At 49.8% G+C, this 17449-nt stretch carries 24 protein-coding genes and 1 tRNA gene; 21 read left to right on the top strand and 4 right to left on the bottom strand.

Going from position 1 to position 17449, the window contains the following annotated elements; genetic code table 11:
• Positions 1-133: 133 nt before the first annotated feature.
• From H8705_RS06930 to H8705_RS07020, 19 genes are all read left to right on the top strand, one after another.
• A complete protein-coding gene (locus H8705_RS06930) occupies positions 134-1222 on the top strand; it encodes a serine/threonine protein phosphatase (RefSeq protein ID WP_262395106.1) in 1089 nt (362 codons plus the stop codon).
• A complete protein-coding gene (locus tag H8705_RS06935; protein WP_262395107.1) occupies positions 1219-2202 on the top strand; it encodes a hypothetical protein in 984 nt (327 codons plus the stop codon). The genes H8705_RS06930 and H8705_RS06935 overlap by 4 nt, the downstream gene beginning before the upstream one ends.
• 13 nt (positions 2203-2215) lie before the next feature.
• Positions 2216-2563 carry a hypothetical protein gene (locus H8705_RS06940; RefSeq protein ID WP_262395108.1) on the top strand — a complete coding sequence of 116 codons (348 nt, stop codon included), beginning with the start codon at positions 2216-2218 and terminating at the stop codon, positions 2561-2563.
• 46 nt (positions 2564-2609) lie between these two features.
• Positions 2610-3620, top strand: a complete 1011-nt coding sequence (locus H8705_RS06945; protein ID WP_262395109.1) for a phage major capsid protein — start codon at positions 2610-2612, stop codon at positions 3618-3620.
• Between the two features lie 159 nt (positions 3621-3779).
• Complete coding sequence (locus H8705_RS06950) at positions 3780-4139, top strand: hypothetical protein (RefSeq protein ID WP_262395110.1); 360 nt, start codon at positions 3780-3782, stop codon at positions 4137-4139.
• Positions 4140-4141: 2 nt separating this feature from the next.
• Positions 4142-4486 carry a hypothetical protein gene (locus H8705_RS06955; protein ID WP_262395111.1) on the top strand — a complete coding sequence of 115 codons (345 nt, stop codon included), beginning with the start codon at positions 4142-4144 and terminating at the stop codon, positions 4484-4486.
• Positions 4479-4949 carry a hypothetical protein gene (locus tag H8705_RS06960; protein ID WP_262395112.1) on the top strand — a complete coding sequence of 157 codons (471 nt, stop codon included), beginning with the start codon at positions 4479-4481 and terminating at the stop codon, positions 4947-4949. The genes H8705_RS06955 and H8705_RS06960 overlap by 8 nt, the downstream gene beginning before the upstream one ends.
• A 6-nt stretch (positions 4950-4955) precedes the next feature.
• Positions 4956-5978, top strand: coding sequence for a hypothetical protein (locus H8705_RS06965; RefSeq protein ID WP_262395113.1), 1023 nt, complete (start codon positions 4956-4958; stop codon positions 5976-5978).
• Between the two features lie 25 nt (positions 5979-6003).
• Entirely contained in the window at positions 6004-6381 is a 378-nt protein-coding gene (locus tag H8705_RS06970) for a hypothetical protein (RefSeq protein ID WP_262395244.1), read from the top strand.
• Positions 6382-6732 (top strand): hypothetical protein, encoded by a 351-nt coding sequence (locus tag H8705_RS06975; protein WP_262395114.1) that lies wholly within the window; start codon positions 6382-6384, stop codon positions 6730-6732.
• Between the two features lie 15 nt (positions 6733-6747).
• Entirely contained in the window at positions 6748-7113 is a 366-nt protein-coding gene (locus H8705_RS06980) for a hypothetical protein (protein WP_262395115.1), read from the top strand.
• Positions 7110-7475, top strand: a complete 366-nt coding sequence (locus tag H8705_RS06985) for a hypothetical protein (RefSeq protein ID WP_262395116.1) — start codon at positions 7110-7112, stop codon at positions 7473-7475. Before H8705_RS06980 ends, H8705_RS06985 begins: the two co-directional genes overlap by 4 nt.
• A 3-nt stretch (positions 7476-7478) precedes the next feature.
• Positions 7479-8444 (top strand): hypothetical protein, encoded by a 966-nt coding sequence (locus H8705_RS06990; protein ID WP_262395117.1) that lies wholly within the window; start codon positions 7479-7481, stop codon positions 8442-8444.
• A 14-nt stretch (positions 8445-8458) separates the two neighbouring features.
• Entirely contained in the window at positions 8459-8812 is a 354-nt protein-coding gene (locus H8705_RS06995) for a hypothetical protein (RefSeq protein ID WP_262395118.1), read from the top strand.
• Entirely contained in the window at positions 8809-9894 is a 1086-nt protein-coding gene (locus tag H8705_RS07000; RefSeq protein WP_262395119.1) for a baseplate J/gp47 family protein, read from the top strand. Before H8705_RS06995 ends, H8705_RS07000 begins: the two co-directional genes overlap by 4 nt.
• Complete coding sequence (locus H8705_RS07005) at positions 9895-10362, top strand: hypothetical protein (RefSeq protein WP_262395120.1); 468 nt, start codon at positions 9895-9897, stop codon at positions 10360-10362.
• A gap of 69 nt (positions 10363-10431) precedes the next feature.
• Positions 10432-10695, top strand: coding sequence for a hemolysin XhlA family protein (locus H8705_RS07010; protein WP_262395121.1), 264 nt, complete (start codon positions 10432-10434; stop codon positions 10693-10695).
• Between the two features lie 274 nt (positions 10696-10969).
• The gene (rpsT, locus tag H8705_RS07015) at positions 10970-11236 is read left to right on the top strand and encodes a 30S ribosomal protein S20 (protein ID WP_262395122.1); all 267 of its coding nucleotides are present in this window, start codon (positions 10970-10972) and stop codon (positions 11234-11236) included.
• A 90-nt stretch (positions 11237-11326) separates the two neighbouring features.
• Positions 11327-11494, top strand: coding sequence for a hypothetical protein (locus tag H8705_RS07020; RefSeq protein ID WP_262395123.1), 168 nt, complete (start codon positions 11327-11329; stop codon positions 11492-11494).
• Positions 11495-11703: 209 nt separating this feature from the next.
• Here H8705_RS07020 and H8705_RS07025 read toward each other — a convergent pair whose 3' ends face one another.
• Positions 11704-12567, bottom strand: a complete 864-nt coding sequence (locus H8705_RS07025; RefSeq protein ID WP_262395124.1) for a pyridoxamine kinase — start codon at positions 12565-12567, stop codon at positions 11704-11706.
• Between the two features lie 121 nt (positions 12568-12688).
• Here H8705_RS07025 and H8705_RS07030 point away from each other — a divergent pair, with 121 nt between their 5' ends.
• Positions 12689-12874 (top strand): hypothetical protein, encoded by a 186-nt coding sequence (locus tag H8705_RS07030; RefSeq protein ID WP_262395125.1) that lies wholly within the window; start codon positions 12689-12691, stop codon positions 12872-12874.
• A gap of 53 nt (positions 12875-12927) precedes the next feature.
• Here the strand turns inward: H8705_RS07030 and H8705_RS07035 are convergent, their stop codons facing one another.
• Together H8705_RS07035 and H8705_RS07040 are read right to left on the bottom strand one after the other, a co-directional pair.
• Positions 12928-14301, bottom strand: a complete 1374-nt coding sequence (locus H8705_RS07035) for a TrkH family potassium uptake protein (RefSeq protein ID WP_262395126.1) — start codon at positions 14299-14301, stop codon at positions 12928-12930.
• Between the two features lie 9 nt (positions 14302-14310).
• The gene (locus H8705_RS07040) at positions 14311-14733 is read right to left on the bottom strand and encodes a bis(5'-nucleosyl)-tetraphosphatase (RefSeq protein WP_316248645.1); all 423 of its coding nucleotides are present in this window, start codon (positions 14731-14733) and stop codon (positions 14311-14313) included.
• Positions 14734-14976: 243 nt separating this feature from the next.
• Here H8705_RS07040 and H8705_RS07045 point away from each other — a divergent pair.
• Positions 14977-15051 (top strand) — tRNA-Arg (locus H8705_RS07045).
• A gap of 49 nt (positions 15052-15100) precedes the next feature.
• On the opposite strand, the gene H8705_RS07050 is transcribed toward H8705_RS07045, so the two are convergent.
• Positions 15101-17434, bottom strand: coding sequence for a glycogen/starch/alpha-glucan phosphorylase (locus H8705_RS07050; protein ID WP_262395127.1), 2334 nt, complete (start codon positions 17432-17434; stop codon positions 15101-15103).
• Between the last annotated feature and the right edge of the window lie 15 nt (positions 17435-17449).

Consider the following 17449-nt stretch of genomic DNA (forward strand, 5'->3'; position numbering starts at 1 on the left):
TAATTTAAATCTAAATATCCCTTCAAAATATTCCATAAAAAGGAGGTCGGTTTTTATCAAGGGTTTAAAGGACTTATTTAAACGGGAGACCGGCGCCGCCAGCGTACAGACCCTGCGGGACAATACGCCAAGCTTGCTTGCCTGGAATGGGGCGCTGCCGCTGTATACCCGGGACTGCGCGCTGTACGACACCCTCAGGCAAACGGTGCCGGTGATTGACGCCGCCATTGATAAAATTGGCAGATTGACCGGCGGCTGCGAACCGAAGTCCACCAATTCCGCTGCTCAAAAAGAATTGGAGACCTTTTTTGAAACAGTGAAAGTAGGGGCCATGTCCCAGGGGATTGACAGTTTCTTACGCTGTTATCTTGACAGTCTGCTTACCTACGGCAGCGCTGTAGGAGAAATTGTTCTTACCCCGGACGCCAGCTCTATTGCCGGGCTGTATAACGTCCCTATTAAAAACATTTATTTCAAAAAATCAGAAAACCCCTTCGGCGTAGTAATCTGCGCCGCAAAAAACGGAATGGATCCACAGCCTATCCCCTATCCCCAACTGGTGGTTTATTCCGCGTTAAATCCCAAAGCGGGCCAGGTTTGTGGCACTTCAATTTTAGAATGTCTGCCCTTTGTCAGCGACGTACTGACAAAAATTTACCACTCCATCGGCCAAAATTTTGAGCGTATCGCTAATCTGCGCTACGCCGTGACCTACAAACCCAGTTCCTCTTCCTTAGACCGGGCGTATGCCAAGGATATTGCCGGCAATATTGCCCGGGAATGGGCGGATGCGATGAATTCAGTCAAAAGCGGTCAAATTAAAGATTTTGTGGCCGTAGGGGATGTGGACATCAAAGTCATCGGTGCAGATAACCAGATGATTGATACCGAGGTTCCGGTGCGCCAGATGTTGGAGCAGATTGTGGCTAAACTGGGGGTCCCCCCCTTCCTACTGGGGCTAAACTGGTCTACCACCGAACGCATGAGCGCCCAGCAAGCAGATATTTTAACCTCTGAGTTGGACAGCTACCGCCGTCTGCTTACTCCGGTGCTGATTAAGATTTGCACCCTTTACCTGCGGCTGCGGGGATATACCAGCGACGTGGCTATCCAATGGGATAATGTCAATTTGCAGGATGAGGTAGAGCTCGCCAACGCCCGGTTGATAAATATCCAGGCGGATCAGTTAGAAAGCCAGATAAAGGAGGAAACCAGACCATGAAAACAGCATCTGTCATAAAGTGTGCGGACCAAAGCCCGGTAACACAAGAACAGTTGGCCCAGATCAACCGGTATTCCCGCCGGGAACTGACAGCGCAGGAAGTATACGTATTTTCCCTGATTTTGTGCGACAACGAAATTGACCGGGATTACGAGCGTTTTACCAGCCACGGCCTGCAAAAGCTATCCCAGCTTTTTTTAGGGAAAACCGGTATTTTTGATCACAACCCCAAAGGGGAAAACCAGATGTCCCGGATCTTCGCCACTCAGGTGGTGGAGGACACCTCCCGCGTTACCCAGATAGGAGAGCCTTATTGCGCTTTAAAGGCTTGGGCCTATATGGTGCGGTGTGAGAAAAACGCCGATCTGATTTTAGAGATTGACGCGGGAATTAAAAAAGAAGTCAGCGTGGGGTGCAGTGTGGAAAGGACGGAATGTTCCGTCTGCGGTGCGGATATCCGTGCCGGCGCTTGTTCCCATGTTGTCGGAAAGGAATACGACGGTATGCTTTGCCATCGTATCCTGATCAATCCTACCGACGCGTATGAATGGTCGTTTGTGGCGGTACCCGCTCAAATGTCCGCCGGTGTAGTAAAAGGGCGCCTCCCTTCTTCTTCAGTACCTGAGGGCGACCTGTTGAAAGCGCTGGACGGCAGCCGGGATGTTACGCTCACAAAAGGTCAAGTACAGCGTCTTAAGGATCATATTCATTCCCTGGAGGGACTGGCACAGGCGGGGGAAGAGCATCTTCTTTACCTGCGTAAAAAAGCGGTTGCCATGTCCGCCTTGGCCTTGCCGGGTTTGGATTCAAAGCTTGTGGAGGAGATGGTGAGTCCTATGGATCTTGCCCACTTAAAAAAATATGTGGACGGGGTTTGCCATACTGCCAACCAAACTTTGGGGCTTCAGACGCAATTTTCCAGCGAAATCCAAGGCGCGCCGTCACAGGCGGTTTATGACAACCATGAATTTTTAATTTAGGAGGAGTTCTTTTATGAAACTGAGTTTAAACGGCTATAACGCCAAATACGCCACCTTTAAATTAGCGGCCAATTCTGCCGCAGCAGAGGGAAATATGGTAAAGGTCACCGGTTCCTATACTGTGGACAAAGCAGGAGATGGGAATGTATTCGCTGGACTTTTAATCCATAAAACAGGTTCTGCCGCTTTAGTTCAGACCGGCGGCTATATGAACGTACCTTATACCGGCACCGCTCCTGCGTATGGATATAATATCATCGCCTGCAACGCAACTGGAGGAATTAAAACCAATTCCACCGGTATCGGCGTCACGGTAGTAGACATTGATACCGATAATTCTACTGTGGGCATTATCCTGTAAAGGACGCCAACTTTGATAACCCAAATTATTAGGAGGTAATTCATTTATGGCTAATTATCAAAATATTAAACTGGACAAATCCATGTATAAATCCGGCGCCAGCTTTTCTGCCCAGTTGGAAAAACTGGATCCTTCCTCTGGCTACACCGGTACCGAACTTGCCAATCTGGACGCTTTCCAGCGTCAGCTCAAACGCTTTGACATCAAAGTAAGCGGCGCAGGCAGCGACAGTATCTCCAAATTCTTTTCCACTGTTGATTCCGCCGCCCTGTTTCCTGAATATGTCGCCCGCGCAGTAGCTCAGGGCGCGGATGAAACCGCTACTATCAATAATATCATCGCTTCTAAAACAGTAATCCATTCTATGGATTACCGCACAATTACGACTGATAACGGCGAGGAAGTACAGGCGGCGGACGTAGCGGAAGGGGCGTTTATCCCCCAGACCACCATTAAGCTGAATGAGAACCTGGTGCGTATGATCAAACGGGGCCGTATGCTGGTAGCTTCTTATGAAGCGGTAAAATTTCAGCGCATTGATCTGTTTACCGTAACCTTAAAACAGATAGGGGCTTATATCACCAAAGCCCAGCTGAAGGATGCGGTGGACGTACTTATTAACGGCGATGGCAACAGCAATGCCGCGGATTCTATTACCACCTCCGCCTCCGGCGCCTTGGCGTACAGTGATCTGCTTAACCTGTGGAGCCAGTTTGATGAGTTTGAAATGAATACTCTGATCGTCTCCCCAGATATGATGCAGAAAATGCTTGGCCTTGCTGAACTCAAAGACCCGGTAGCGGGACTGAACTTTAACGGCACCGGTATGATCGGTACTCCTTTCGGCGCCAATGTCATCAAATCCAAAGCTGTTCCGGAAGGCACTATCGTTGCTTTGGACAACCGTTTCGCCCTGGAAATGGTCACTGCCGGCGATATTACTGTGGACTATGACAAATTGATCGACTGCCAGCTGGAACGAGCCGCTGTGACTTCGATTAGCGGTTTCGCGAAAATCTTCCCGGATGCGGTAAAAGTTCTTACCTTAAAAGCTTAATTTCCCCAAGACGGGAGCTCCGGCGGGAAAGCGGCGGGCTTTGCCCGCCGAAGGCGCCCAAAGCGCCATGCGCGGCCTGCCGGCCGCGCCTTTCCCGCCGCAATGGGGGTACGGGGGAAATGTGTTCCCCCGTACCGCTGAAAAAAGGAGGTACGATTTATGATCGATGAGAACAAAGTTTTTGCACAGTTTTGTCTGTACGCAGGACTAAGCCTATCCGCAGCAAAGGATTGGCTCCCCTTATGTCAGGGAGCGATCCAAAAAATCGGCCGCTGCCTTGCGCCAGGGGCAGACGTCAGCGATCCCCGTTTAATATTGGCAGCGGCGGCAGAAAGTTATTATCAATATTCTCTCTGCCGTACAGGTACAAACGCCCAGAGTATTTCCATTGGAGATATCAGCGTTTCTGACAGCAGCGGCGCATCCGGTACGGAGGCCATCCACCGTCTGCGGGAAGAGGCCCTTGCCGCGGCGTCTGATCTGCTGACTGTAAACAGCATGTGCTTTAGGCAGGTGTAGTTATGGATGTTGTAAAAGCCATCGACGGCGCTATCCAGCAATGCGGGCGGCCGGTAAGCCTTATTTATGAAGGTGTGGAATACGTCTTTACCGCCTGTATTATGCCTACATCCTACTCCACTCTAAAGCATGTTCAGGTGCCGCGTTCTCCCTTCGGACAGATCGATGAAAAACAGTATGTCTATTATGGCCCGCTTTCCAACGGAGGAGAATATGTGCTGAAAGACACTCTGTTGTCTGTGGGGAAGCGCACTTATGCGGTGATCCTCTGCCACGATTTTCATTACCAGCAGCAAGCGGTATTCCGCCGGGCAATTTTACAGGAGGTGATCGAAGGCAATGGATAATTTTACCCAGCTAAAAAAGGAAATTACCAGTTATCTGAAGGCCGCAATCCCACTGGATGGCCTGTGTATTGTAGAAGAGTTTCCTCAGCGGTATAAACAGTTCCCCTTAAAGGACAGCTATATCGCGGTAGGGATCGGCGCGGTGCAGCTCCCTGGCGCGTCCGGAGAATTTTCTTGTCCCGCGGGGCTGATCAATATCACCCTTCGTTTTGACATTCTTTGCCCCCAATCACAAGGCGAGCTGTCCTGCCACCATCTGTTCGACCGGGTATGTGAAAGTTTTTTCTTTCGCGAAAATAACTTTGGCGTTCAATCTATTGAGTGTTCGGAAACTTCCTTCGACGCTTCTCTTTCTTCTCTTCGGCTTACTGCAACCGCAAAGCTCACCGGAAGAATGACCGCCGCTTTGCAAGAGGCGCAAACCTCCCTGTCCGACATTGTTATTGTTACAAAAGGAGTGTGATTTTCTTTGTATATTGTTCCCGAAACTATGCGTCCCGGTGTATACACCTACACCCATATTTCCCCGGCGTATGCCAAAAAAAGTTCCCGTACCGGTGCGGTTTTAATCGCGCCGGCTTCCACAGGGGATACCGATGTTGTCCATAAAACCGCAACTCTGGCGGAGGTTATCACCCTATTTGGAACGGACGCAGACGGTACTGTTCTTTCGTCCATGGCGCAGATATTGCTGGATGCAGGCGTCTTTCCCCTTTACTGTATTGGTATGGGTACGGACATCGACGCCGCTCTGGCTGCCGCACAGCAGCTTTGTGATATTGGAGCGGTCATTTTAGGCAGCGCTCAGAAAGACGATCTTACCGCGCTGTCCGCCCATGTGCAGTCGTGTTCTAAAGCCGCAAAAGAACGAATTGGCGTCGCTCCGGTCTCCCTGGACAGCGCCTGTACCTTAGCGCAGGCCCTCAACGACCCTCATATGGTCCTATGCTGCGACGCAGGCTCCGCCACCCATCTAACCGCAGCGGCATTAGGGGCCAAAATTCTCACAAGCGATCCTTCCGCTAATTTTAACGGCATTTCGGTTCCGGTCGGAGGGACGTTCGATGGAACCCTCACTGCCCAGCAGGTGGAAAATCTGTTAAAAAGCGGGGTAACCCCCTTTGAAAAAGTTGGTTCTGACGTGGTATGTATCCGGGCGGTCACCACCTGTACCCAGCAGGACGGGCTTGCGGACAATACCTTTTCCAGTCTGTCCACGGTATTGGCGGCGGACGAGGTGGTTTCTTCCATTCGGGCAGCGCTGAAAAAACGGTTGCACGGATTAAGAAATAATCCCGCTACCCGAGAAAGCATCGCGACGCAGATCACTATTGAACTGGAGGCAAAAAAGTCGCTGGGGCTTATTGACAGCTATCAGCTTCCGACCGTTTCCGTCCATCCCCAGGACAGCGGTATCTGTGTGGCACAGCTTGCTTTTAAAGTGGCCCCGGAAGTAAGCCAGATTGTAATTATGGCAGAAATTCAGATGTAAAAAAGGAGGATGCCCAGTGGCAATAATGACCTTTCCTACCAGCAAAGATATCTATATTGAAATTGACGGGAAACGCCTGGCGGTAGCCCAAAGCTACAAGGCCAAAACTACCCGGGAGAGCCGGTATGTGGAAGCGTTCGGTTCTCTGGAACCGGTGGGTACCGTAGGCGGGCGGATCAAGCATGTACTGGAGCTGACGAGAGTGTATGTCATCCACACCAACGAGACAGAAAACATCGATTTCCACGGAATTGAGGATTTTAACGTGGTTATTGTAAAACCTGACCGTAAAATCATTTATACCGGCTGCCAATGGTCCTCCATTGACGAGTCCGTAGCCTTAAATGATATGGTGTATGAAACCCTGACAGTGATCGCTAAAAACCGTATGGAGGTAAAATAAATGGATCGCTTAAACGGGGCCTATGACAGCAAGCAGATGGTTCACGAAATGAATAAATTTACCGTGGAGTACCGCGGCTATCCCTTTCATTTCGTCCGTCTGTCCGCAAAAGAGGAAGCATTAATGGATTACCGGGCCGGCCAGGTTCTCTGCGAGCTGTCCGGCTATGGACTAAACGCGCAGGAGGCTACCGCTCTGGCCTACAATACCGCCCTGCTTTTTATGGCCCTGGCGGAAGAGGACAGTCTGGATTTTGTCTGTGAACCGTTATATTTCCTTACTCTGTCTCAAATTGCTGATTTGTGCAGACTGTACCATGAACATATACAGGAAATGGATGGTATATCCTAATGGGAGGAAGATAACATGTTTAATATCCAAGCGGACCTGGAAAAAAATCTCCAGGTCTATAGGGAGTTTACCCAGTCTCGGTCTTCGGTAAATACCCCGGCAAAGGTAGACGTGCCTATGGTGTGGGATATGTATATGGATACCCAAACCCCTGTAGGCGCTCCCCTGCAGGCGCCGCCGCAAACCCAGCCGGACCTTGCCCCCCTGACAGTACAGGAAACGGAGGTCTCTTTTGTTTCTTATCCGGAACCGACCCCAGTTACCTATTCGTCCGCCATTTCTGGAGACATGGACATATTAGGTCTGGTAAACGACCGTCTGAAAACCCAGGCCCGCCGGTATCCCCACCCCATCACCAATGAAATGGAGGAGATCGGTTGAGTAATTTACAATTCGGAGCTTTTGTGTTTGAATACAATCCCAGAAAAATTGAAGTTTCCCTGGGGTCGGCTATGGTTTCCCATCTGCTTCCCGGTTATGGAAACCTTGTCCAACATCTGGGGCCAAAGTGCCGTGTGGTGCGGTGTGAAGGGGAAGTATTTGCCCCTACCGCCGATCAGACCAATGCTAAACTCTCCCAGATAGCAGATTTGTGCGGCGGGGGAGAGGACGCGTTGTTTCTTCCCAGCGGCCAACGCATGCAGGCGTATGTTTCCCGGTTCAGCTACAACGCTCAAGGGGATGGACGGGTAATCAGCTATATGCTGGAGTTTACCGAGGCTTCCAGCGGCGGGGAGGAATAAAAGATGACCAGCACCCTGCTTTTTACCTTTTATGACCTTTCGGACAACACCTATACTTTACAGCATCCCATAGAATTTGAAATTGTAAAGTCCTATGATTCCCCCGCCCAATCCTTTGAAGGGATTTTTCCCTGCGACGCAGATTATCCTGAGTTTTACCGGATGCAGGTTTCCTTAAATGGGAATATCCTGTTTAAAGGCCGGCTGGACGAACAGACCGAAACCCATAACGATCAGGGCCGCCGCCTAACAATTATGGCCCGGAGTCTGGGAGCGCTGCTGCTGGACAACGAGGCTCTGCCCCAAACGTATACCAACGTGTATTTATCCGATTTGTTTGACGAACACATCCGTCCTTATGGCTTTACGTCTTTGACAGCGCCGCAGGATGTGTTCTTTAACCAGTATCAGGTGGTAAAAGGCATGAGCGTATGGGAGGTTTTTTATAATTTTTTCCGTTCGTCTGCATTAGGACTCGCCTATGTGGACGACGATGATAATATAATCTGTCAGTTTGGCCCCCCTATGGGCGAAACTTATACCTTTTCCAACCTTTCGGACACCGCTATGCATTACAGCAGCCTAAAGGTGACCCGCAACCGGTACAGCGATATTTCCAAGTATGTGATCCGCAATAGTGAAGGCGTTTATGACTCCAGCTATATTTCGCCCAACACAGTATCTTGGAAATTAAACCGCACCCGGTATCTGATCCCCTCCCCGGAGTTTTCTCTGTTTGAAAACGCTCCCCGGCAGGAGGCTATCCTGCGTATCCGCCGGGCCCATATGGGGCGGTTTGTCGTGACGCTAACCTACCCTGGAATATTCACCGCCAAGGTGGGGGACCGGATCAATCTGAACACCGGGCTGCATGAATACACCGGATTGTTCGCTCATCAGGTGCGTATGCGCATGTCGGCGGCTGGGATGACCACCACGTATACCCTGCTTGATCCCACTTATGTGTAAAGGAGGAAAACGCCATGGATATTATGCTTAAAAATGGCGACCAGGTATTTGACCGTCAAGGGGCGCCGGTAATGTTAAGGGGAAAGGAAGAACTGCTCCAGCAGGCGGCCCTTCGCTTATCCATCCCCAAAGGAACGCTGCCCTGGGCGCCCCAGTTTGGAAGCCAGCTTCATACGCTCGCATTGACAGGGCGGGGAACCGCCCTTTCCCAACGGGCGCTTAGCGTATGCCGCCAGGCGCTGCTGCCTGTAAAGGGACTTTCCCCCCAGGCGGCTGACTGCCGGTTTGATCCGGGCAGCGGCCGGCTGCTTATTAAGGTATCGCTGAAAATTTCAGGAGAAGAATATTCTTTGGAGGTGAGCACATGACAACTAGTGATTTTTCTCAAGTTTATTTTTATAATCGTATGAAAGAAAAATATACGGAGCTGTCCGGTTTTGTTCCTGACGACGCTTCGGATATCTGTCTGCGGTTCGGCGTATTGGCCGGAGAATTGGAGACTCTCTGTGAAAAAATCACCGCTTTGGAAGGCCAGTATTCCCCTATGGAAAGTGCCGGCGAAGTTCTGGAACGTTTTGCTATGATGCGGGGCCTTGCCCGTAAGCCGGCCTCCTTTGCCACCGGTTCTCTGCGGCTTTCCCGGCTGGCTGGGGATGGGACCACGGTACAGGTGCCTTCCGGCGTGATCTGTAAAACGCCGTCTGGCATACGTTACAAGACCACCCAGAGCGGGACCATCTCCCCTTTGGGCAACAATGTGGTGGTAAGCGCTGTCGCTCTGGAGCCTGGCAGCGCCGGCAACGCTTTGGCGGAGACGATCACCATTTTGGAGGACAGCGTTCCCGGAATTACCGCGGTTACCAATCCACAGCCTTTCTCCGGCGGCGAGGACCTGGAGGGGGACGACAGTCTGCGCAGACGCTTAAAAGCCAGTTACGCTTTTCCCTCCAACGGGGTAAATACCGCTTTTTATGAACAGGCCGCCCTTTCGTGCGCCGGGGTTTCCTGCGCAAGGGCGAAGGCAACCGAAGGCGCGCCCGGCGCGGTGACAGTATATGTAAGCGCCGATAAACAGGAAAGCGTGGGGGAGGCGGTGCTTTCCACAGTAGGGGAGAAACTTTCTTCCCTGCGGGAGCCAGCTGTCACCGTTACAGCCGCCAGCGCCCAAGCGGTTTGCCCGGATATCGCCATATCGGTGACTATGACCCCGCTGTACAGTGGAAGTCAAGCCTCTGCCGCGGCTATCGGGCGGCTAACGCAGACGATCCAGTCCTACATAGAATGTTTGGATATTGGATCGCCCCTTACTCTGGCCAAGCTGGGCAAACTGGTTATGGATGCGGGCTGTTTTGAAAATTATACGATTACCGCCCCGGAGCAGGACGTAGTTCCTGAGCCCCTGCAGGTGTTGCGCCCAGGGGATATCGTTATTACAAAGGCGGTGGTGTAGATGGCGCTGCTTTCCCGCATGGCAAAGCTGGGGATCTATCGGTTGTCCGACAGTTCCCATGTATACAAAGAGACCCTCTCCTATCAGGCGGCATTGGATGAGGCAGATCATTTTATCCAGGCTACTTTAGGAAAACTGTTTTTACAGTATGCCGAAAAAAAACAGCTCTTGGAGTACCTTTCTTATGCCGGGATCTACCTGCCTGAAAACTGTTTGGAAGAGCGGCTGCGGAAAGTCGCCTTGTTTTTACACAGCGAGGACGCCCAGCACTGTTCTCCCGCCGCCCTGGAAAAATTTCTTTCCCTCCTGGGCGCCCAGGTAACAATCACAGAAAACATGGCCGCCCGCAGCATCTCCGTATCCGTCCAGAGTTATTCCGACTTCTGCCCGGATCAGACAAGACTGCTTGGTTATTTGGCCCGCCTTGTGCCTGCGGGTATGGCGGTGACTGTCAGCGAAAGCGCATAGAGGAGAAAAGGAGGCCCACAAAAATGACCAATTTTTCTGAAAAAATCCAATGGGCAAGGGCGGGCGGTTATGGATATTGAAGATATGAAGTATCGCCTGGATCGAATGGAAAAGGATATTGACAGCCTTTTTAAAAAGACCAACGCCGCCGCGGTCGCCCAAGCCGCAGTGGACGAAAAGCTTTCCAGCATGATGTCTACATTGGCGGAACTCAAAGAAGGGGTAAGCCTATTGCAGCAGACCCCCCTGAAACGATATGAAGCGATTATCGGTGCGGTAATTACAGCCTTCGTATCCGCCTTTCTTGGATTTTTCTTTGGCAAATGGATGTAAAACAGACAACCGGCGGCAATATGCCGCCGGTTGTCTGTTTTATATGGGTTGCTTTGTTGAGGAGGTCACCTGAGCTGATATGCCGCCAATTTGAGAGCAGCGGTTCTTTCCCTGCTAAAATAAAAAAATTTTGCTTTTCCCCTTGCAATTTTCTGAAAAAGATGGTATTATAACTTGTACTGTCTACTAGTGGCCGTAATCTGCCTCTGACCCCTCATGTCAGGCTTCAACGCGGCTTACGGACAACGGAAGTTTGTTTGAGGAGGTGTAAGTTATGCCGAACATTAAATCTGCGAAAAAAAGAGTTTTGATCGCTCAGAAAAAGACTCTCCAGAATAAATCCATCAATTCCAACCTGAAAACTGTCATTAAAAAAGCCAATGCGACTTTGGAAGAAGGTTCCGTTGAAAATGCTCAGGCGGCGGTTCGCGTGGCTGTGAAGAAAATCGATCAGGCTGCTGCGAGAGGGATCATGCATAAAAACGCGGCGGCTCATAAAAAATCTGCGCTGGCGTTAAAACTCAATGCTCTCGCGAAATAATCTGGTATTCTTGTTTTGATATTCGTAACACTGCCATCTTTGATGGCGGTGTTATTGTGTTACTTTCCCAAATGAAAGGTGGCCTTGTATATGGAAGAAAAAAAGGTTCCCGCCGGGGACATGCTCTCAGTGATCCTTCCGCTGCTTATCGCGATTATGCTGCTGCTTTCGGCGGCAGGGTGTGCTATATATCAATATGCCAGCGCCAAGGCTTACCGGGAAAAATGGAAAGACTATAACGACTGCGGGCTGGCGTAAAAGCGGCGGCCCTGTCTAGGAATATACATAAAGCTGTCCGCCGGCAGGGCGGACAAATCTATGGACAAAAATTAAACGGCAACGGGACTTCCCGTTGCCGCTTTTTTTGATATATCAGATTTTCACAGCCGTCCAGAAGCCGGCGGTCATCGTTATCCAAGGTCTTGGAAAATGACAGCCTTGCAGTCATCCATAAATGGGAAAACTTCTTAAAGCAGCTCGTAATTTTTCAGCACCTCTCGATGGGTGAGCCACTCCAGACATTTTTCCAGCATCACTCCATAGCGGGTGTCCGTACCATAGCTGAATGTGGTTTTAATCGCCAGCTCGATAAACCGGGTAGCCCGGTCCATGGCAATAGGAAAGCTGTCCCCTGTAATCATCGCCCCCGTCATCACACTGGCAAAAATATCTCCTGTGCCTGGATAGGCGGCCGGAACATAATCATACCGCACACACCAGAAGGCGTTTTCTTCCCGGTCATACCCTACATTGGCCATTTCTCCGGAAACCAGCGCCGCCCCAGTGATCACTACATACCTCGGTCCCAATTCAGACAGACGCGCCAACATGCTTTTCAGCTTTTGCCGGGTAAACGGCTCATGGGAAAACGGTTCCCCCAATAAAATAAATGCTTCTGTGGGATTGGGCGTAATAATATCCGCAACCTTTACCAACTCACTCATGCGCGCCATCAGCTCGGGGGTACAGGTTCGATATGCTTTGCCGTGATCCCCCATTACCGGATCCACCACCGCCAGCGCTTTGGGATAAGCGGCGAAAAATTCCTTGCAATAGGTCACTTGGGCAGAGTTGGACAAAAAGCCGGAATAGATGCTTTCAAAATCCAATTCCAGCCGTTTGAAATGTTCTATGCAGGGACGGATATAATCCGTTAAGTCCCGAAACTCCACCTCTCCCAGCCCGCCGGTATGGGTGGAGAGCACCGCCGTAGGCACTGGGCATACCTGTACGCCCATAGCAGAAAGGGTGGGGATCACCACGCTCAAGGAGCTTCTTCCAAACCCTGGAAGCCCATGGATGGCGGCGACTCTCGGAGGTATGTTTCCCATAAAAATTCCGTCCTTTGTTTAAAAAATTTTAAAAAATTCCATTCGATATTTTCCCCTGAAACGGAGAAACTAATTTTAAGACAAAAATTCTGATAGATTTATAAAAACGGAGGCAACGCACATGAACAAAGCCACAGGCACCGCAGTTACCGGAATCGCTGTAGCGATGGCGGCGGGCACCGCCGCATATATGCTCAGCCATAAAAGAGGACATTCCTCTACCAGCAAAAAGTTAAAAAAGAACGCTTCCAAAGCGATTAAGACTATGGGCAACATTTTGGACAGCGTAGATTACATGATCCACTGACAAAACAAAAAATTGCCGTCCGTTTTATGATAATTAAAAACGGACGGCAATTTTTATCCTATCATAATTTTGCCTTCCGGAATAATTTCTTTCCTGCTTCCCGGAGGTCTCATGGCCATGGAAAGCACAAACGCCACCGGCCCTACGCGTCCCACAAACATAGAAAAGATCAGCAGAAACCGGCAGATCACCGGGGCCGTTTGAGAAATTCCCACAGAAAGGCCCACCGTCGCAAAACCAGACACCGCTTCAAAGAAAGCGTCCACGCCGCTTACATTGTACTCTTGAGACATGGTAATGATAATCCCGGCGGTGGTAGCGGTTACTACCAGCATTGCCAGCACCAATACCGCCAAGGATTTGTATACTGCGTTTTTATCCACCTTGCGGTGCATAATGATCGTGTCCTCATATCCCTTGGCAACGCATACCACCGTCATAAAAATCACCGCCAAAGTAGTGATTTTTATACCGCCTCCCGTAGAACCCGGCGCGGCGCCAAAAAACATCAGAATGGAAGAGAACACCTTGGTATCGTCATGCATCGCCGCCAGATCAATCGAGTTAAATCCTGCCGTACGGCAGCTCACCGACTGAAACAGAGATGCGGTAAATTTTTGTCCGATCCCCGGCAGAGAACCAATGGTACTCGGGTTGTTCCACTCGCTCAGAGCAAACACCAATGTCCCGGCGACAATCAAAATCCCTGTTACAATCAATACCACACGGGTATGAAGGGTCAATTTTTTCGTTTTACGATATTCCAGTACGTCATGGATAACAATAAAGCCGATTCCTCCGATGATAATCAGCAGCATAATAGTATACATCACCACAGGATTGCCATTATAATTCATCAGGGAGCAAAACTCCCCTTCCCTGCCTAAAATATCAAATCCAGCATTGCAAAAAGCGGAAACAGATAAAAAGATGGAGATAAAAATTCCTTCCGCCCCATATTTTGGAATAAAGCTGGTCGCCAAAAGCGCCGCACCGGCAAGCTCAACGATCAGCGCCGTCATAATCACCGTTTTAATCAGTTTGGCAATATCCGTCTGTCCCAGGGAGCTGACGGATTCCTGCGCCAGATGCATACTGCGCAGCCCCATTTTTTTGCCGATTACAATATTAAAAAATGAAGTCAGCGTCACCAGCCCCAGCCCGCCGATTTGAATTAAGGCCAAGATGACACACTGGCCAAATATAGTCCAATGGGCATAGGTATCGTAAACAATCAAACCGGTCACGCAGGTGGCGGAGGTCGCCGTATATAGCGCGTCCACAAAGGACGTGACTACACCGTCCTTATTGGAAATCGGCAGCATTAAAAGCAGCGTCCCTGTGAGAATCACCACAAAAAAGCTGACAGAAATCATTCTGGCCGGCAGCGAAAACAAATGTTTATGCATAGGTTTTGGAGTATCCAATGGTTTCCCCTACTCTTTCTCGATTAAGAATTTTTTTGCTTGGCTGATAAGGTTTTTGTCGTTTTTAAACGTTACCATGCTGTCCGCCTGTTCCAGCGGGCACCAGCGGTATTCACTAATTTCTTCCTCCTGTTTTTTTACTGTATCATTCTCTGGGTATCCTAAAAAATATACCACCTGTTTTTTTACATGGGGTTTTGGGTAATATTCCACACTCTGACGAAACCCTTCCCTTAAATTCACATCCAGACCGGTTTCTTCTTTAATCTCCCGCAGCGCGGTTTGAAGTTCATTTTCTCCCTGCTCCACATGGCCTTTCGGGAAGGACCAATGGCCGCCGTACCTGTGTTTTATAAGTAAAAGCTCATACTTATCCTGTTTTTTGCGGTACACTAGCGCACCGCAGGATTTTTCCCGAATTATAACAATCACTCGCTTTCCCAGGACTACTGCCCAGCCAGGCGTCCATCGCGCCCGCTGTTCTCCCAAGCCCTTTTCTCAGGCACAGTATCCTTTACACCATTTAATATATAAATTATAATATACCACTTTTCCTATGATTTTAAAAGGGTGTTTATCTTATTTTCACATCTTTTTTATCCGGTCTGATCCAATAGGGACCGCCGGTTGTTGACAAAAAATCCTTGGGGCTGTAAAATAATACTTGTTCTTTTTGCCCCCATAGTTAAATGGATATAACAAGCCCCTCCTAAGGGCTAGTTGTAGGTTCGATTCCTACTGGGGGTGCCAGCAAAAAACATCAAAAGGCCGGTGAATGTGTTCACCGGCCTTTTTCTTTTTATCCGATATCCCATATTTCATTGGCATATTCCATAATAGTGCGGTCGCTGGAAAACTTCCCTGCATTGGCGGTGTTTAAAAAACACTTGCGGGTAAAAGAAAGCCGGTCGGCATAATCCCTATTTACTTTCAGTCTTTGCTCACAGTAGGGGATAAAGTCCAGCAGCAGATAATACTGATCCGCTTTGTGCCAGTCGGCCCCTTCCAAAAGGGAATCATACAGCTCTTTGAACATTCCGGTTTTACCGTCGCTGAATGTGCCGTCAATCAGAGTGTCCACCACCCGCTTGATCCGGGGATTTTCCTCATACAGTTTTTTGGGATGATAGCTGTCCCGCGCCTCCTCAATCTCCTGTACCGTAGCGCCGAAAATATAGTTGTTTTCCTCGCCGGCCCGCTCCACAATTTCAATGTTCGCCCCATCCAAAGTTCCTAGGGTGACCGCGCCGTTTAACATAAATTTCATATTGCTGGTACCGGAAGCTTCGGTGCCCGCGGTGGAAATCTGCTCGGAAATATCCGCTGCCGGAATAAGTTTCTGGGCATAGGAAACGTTATAATTCTGGACAAACAGAACCTGCATCTTTCCTTTCATCTTTGGATCCCCGTTAATCAGCCGGGCAATTTCATTGATAAACTTAATAATTCCTTTTGCCCGGTAATAGCCTGGAGCCGCTTTGGCTCCGAAAAGAAATACTGTGGGATAAAAGTCCTTTACCCGCCCGTCCTTCAGACCAAAATAAATATCCAAAATACAAAAGGCGTTTAACAGCTGGCGCTTATATTCATGCAGGCGTTTGATCTGCACGTCAAAAATAAAGTCCGCGCATAGCTGTACCCCTTCCTGCTCTTTAATATAGGCGCAGAGTTCTTTTTTCTTTTCCGCTTTTATCTCCATAAACTGAGCGAGAACCGTGCTGTCATCCGCCAGCGGGCGCAGCCTTTCCAGCTGGTCCAGATCGGTAATCCACCCGTCTCCAATCTTTTGTGTGATAAAATCAGCCAACGGACGGTTGCATAAAGCCAGCCAACGGCGTTGGGTAATCCCGTTGGTCTTATTGTTAAACCGGTCGGGATACAGCGAAAACCATTCATGCAGTACCCGGTCTTTTAAAATTTCTGTATGGATACGCGCCACCCCGTTGGTGGAATGAGTGGCATAGATAGCCATACGGGCCATATGCACCATATTTGTGCAGACAATTTTATACTTTTCCTGATCGCCGCCTAAAATTCCGCAGGAGCGCAGTTCCCGTTTCAGGCTGTCATCGATCATCACCACGTAAGGGTATACGGATGGCAAGACGGATACGAACAGGTTCACATCCCATTTTTCCAGCGCCTCCGCCATAATGGTATGATTGGTGTAAGCGAAAGTATCCTTTACAATGGTAAACGCCTGGTCAAAGGGAAGGTGGTATTCTCCCATCAAAATGCGCAGCAGTTCCGGGATAGACACTGTGGGATGGGTATCGTTAAGCTGAATAGCGTATTCCTGGGAGAAAAAAGAAAAGTCTTCCCCATGGCGGGCTACATATTCCCGCAGAATGCTCTGCAGGGAGGCGCTGGAGAAAAAATACTGCTGTTTTAGCCGCAGGCGTTTGCCTTGGGGGGTATCGTCGTTGGGATAAAGCACCGCGGAAATCCATTCCGCCTCATCCCGCTCTTTCACCGCCAGCTCGTACTGCTGTTTATTAAACAGATCAAAATCAAATTCATTCACACCCTGAGCCTCCCACAGCCGCAGGGTGTTGATTGTTTTTCCTCCAAAACCGATCACCGGCATATCATACGGAACCGCCCAGACCTTCTGGTCGCCAAACTCCACCATCACTTTTTCCTGGGGACGGCAAACGCTCCAGGGATCTCCAAAACGAAGCCAGTCGTCGGCGGTTTCCTTTTGAAAACCGTCCTTAAAATACTGCTTGAATAGCCCGTAACGGTAGCGGATGCCATACCCGTCCAAAGGCAGGTTATGAGTGGCGGCGGAATCCAAAAAGCAGGCGGCCAGCCGTCCCAGCCCGCCGTTTCCCAGAGCGTCGTCCTCAATCTGTTCAAACACCGCCGGGTCTATGCCGTGCTGTTTAAGATAGTCCTCGCATTTTTCCAGCAGCCTTAAATTCATCAGGTTGCTGTATACCAGCCGCCCCACTAAAAATTCCGCGGAAAAATAACAGGCCCGTTTTTTCCCCGGCTGCTTGTGCCAGCTGGGAGCCAAAAAACGCATAGCCGCTTTGGACACGGCGTTATATAGCTGTGTCGGTGTGGCGTCCTGGGGAGTTTTCCCATACTCCAGTTCTAAAAACGAACTGATTTCTTTTTCAAATTTCATCGCTTTGTTGCCTCC

Source organism: Youxingia wuxianensis, assembly GCF_014385085.1.
Lineage (GTDB): Bacteria > Bacillota > Clostridia > Oscillospirales > Ruminococcaceae > Youxingia > Youxingia wuxianensis.

Coding starts and splice junctions, on each gene's coding strand:
- H8705_RS06945 (WP_262395109.1), top strand. CDS start 2,610: ATGGCTAATTATCAAAATATTAAACTGGACAAATCCATGTATAAATCC.
- H8705_RS07005 (WP_262395120.1), top strand. CDS start 9,895: ATGGCGCTGCTTTCCCGCATGGCAAAGCTGGGGATCTATCGGTTGTCC.
- H8705_RS06940 (WP_262395108.1), top strand. CDS start 2,216: ATGAAACTGAGTTTAAACGGCTATAACGCCAAATACGCCACCTTTAAA.
- H8705_RS06955 (WP_262395111.1), top strand. CDS start 4,142: ATGGATGTTGTAAAAGCCATCGACGGCGCTATCCAGCAATGCGGGCGG.
- H8705_RS07025 (WP_262395124.1), bottom strand. CDS start 12,567: ATGGGAAACATACCTCCGAGAGTCGCCGCCATCCATGGGCTTCCAGGG.
- H8705_RS07050 (WP_262395127.1), bottom strand. CDS start 17,434: ATGAAATTTGAAAAAGAAATCAGTTCGTTTTTAGAACTGGAGTATGGG.
- H8705_RS06935 (WP_262395107.1), top strand. CDS start 1,219: ATGAAAACAGCATCTGTCATAAAGTGTGCGGACCAAAGCCCGGTAACA.
- H8705_RS06970 (WP_262395244.1), top strand. CDS start 6,004: ATGACCTTTCCTACCAGCAAAGATATCTATATTGAAATTGACGGGAAA.
- H8705_RS07020 (WP_262395123.1), top strand. CDS start 11,327: ATGGAAGAAAAAAAGGTTCCCGCCGGGGACATGCTCTCAGTGATCCTT.
- H8705_RS07010 (WP_262395121.1), top strand. CDS start 10,432: ATGGATATTGAAGATATGAAGTATCGCCTGGATCGAATGGAAAAGGAT.
- H8705_RS06950 (WP_262395110.1), top strand. CDS start 3,780: ATGATCGATGAGAACAAAGTTTTTGCACAGTTTTGTCTGTACGCAGGA.
- rpsT (WP_262395122.1), top strand. CDS start 10,970: ATGCCGAACATTAAATCTGCGAAAAAAAGAGTTTTGATCGCTCAGAAA.
- H8705_RS07000 (WP_262395119.1), top strand. CDS start 8,809: ATGACAACTAGTGATTTTTCTCAAGTTTATTTTTATAATCGTATGAAA.
- H8705_RS06990 (WP_262395117.1), top strand. CDS start 7,479: ATGACCAGCACCCTGCTTTTTACCTTTTATGACCTTTCGGACAACACC.
- H8705_RS06975 (WP_262395114.1), top strand. CDS start 6,382: ATGGATCGCTTAAACGGGGCCTATGACAGCAAGCAGATGGTTCACGAA.
- H8705_RS06995 (WP_262395118.1), top strand. CDS start 8,459: ATGGATATTATGCTTAAAAATGGCGACCAGGTATTTGACCGTCAAGGG.
- H8705_RS06960 (WP_262395112.1), top strand. CDS start 4,479: ATGGATAATTTTACCCAGCTAAAAAAGGAAATTACCAGTTATCTGAAG.
- H8705_RS06980 (WP_262395115.1), top strand. CDS start 6,748: ATGTTTAATATCCAAGCGGACCTGGAAAAAAATCTCCAGGTCTATAGG.
- H8705_RS07030 (WP_262395125.1), top strand. CDS start 12,689: ATGAACAAAGCCACAGGCACCGCAGTTACCGGAATCGCTGTAGCGATG.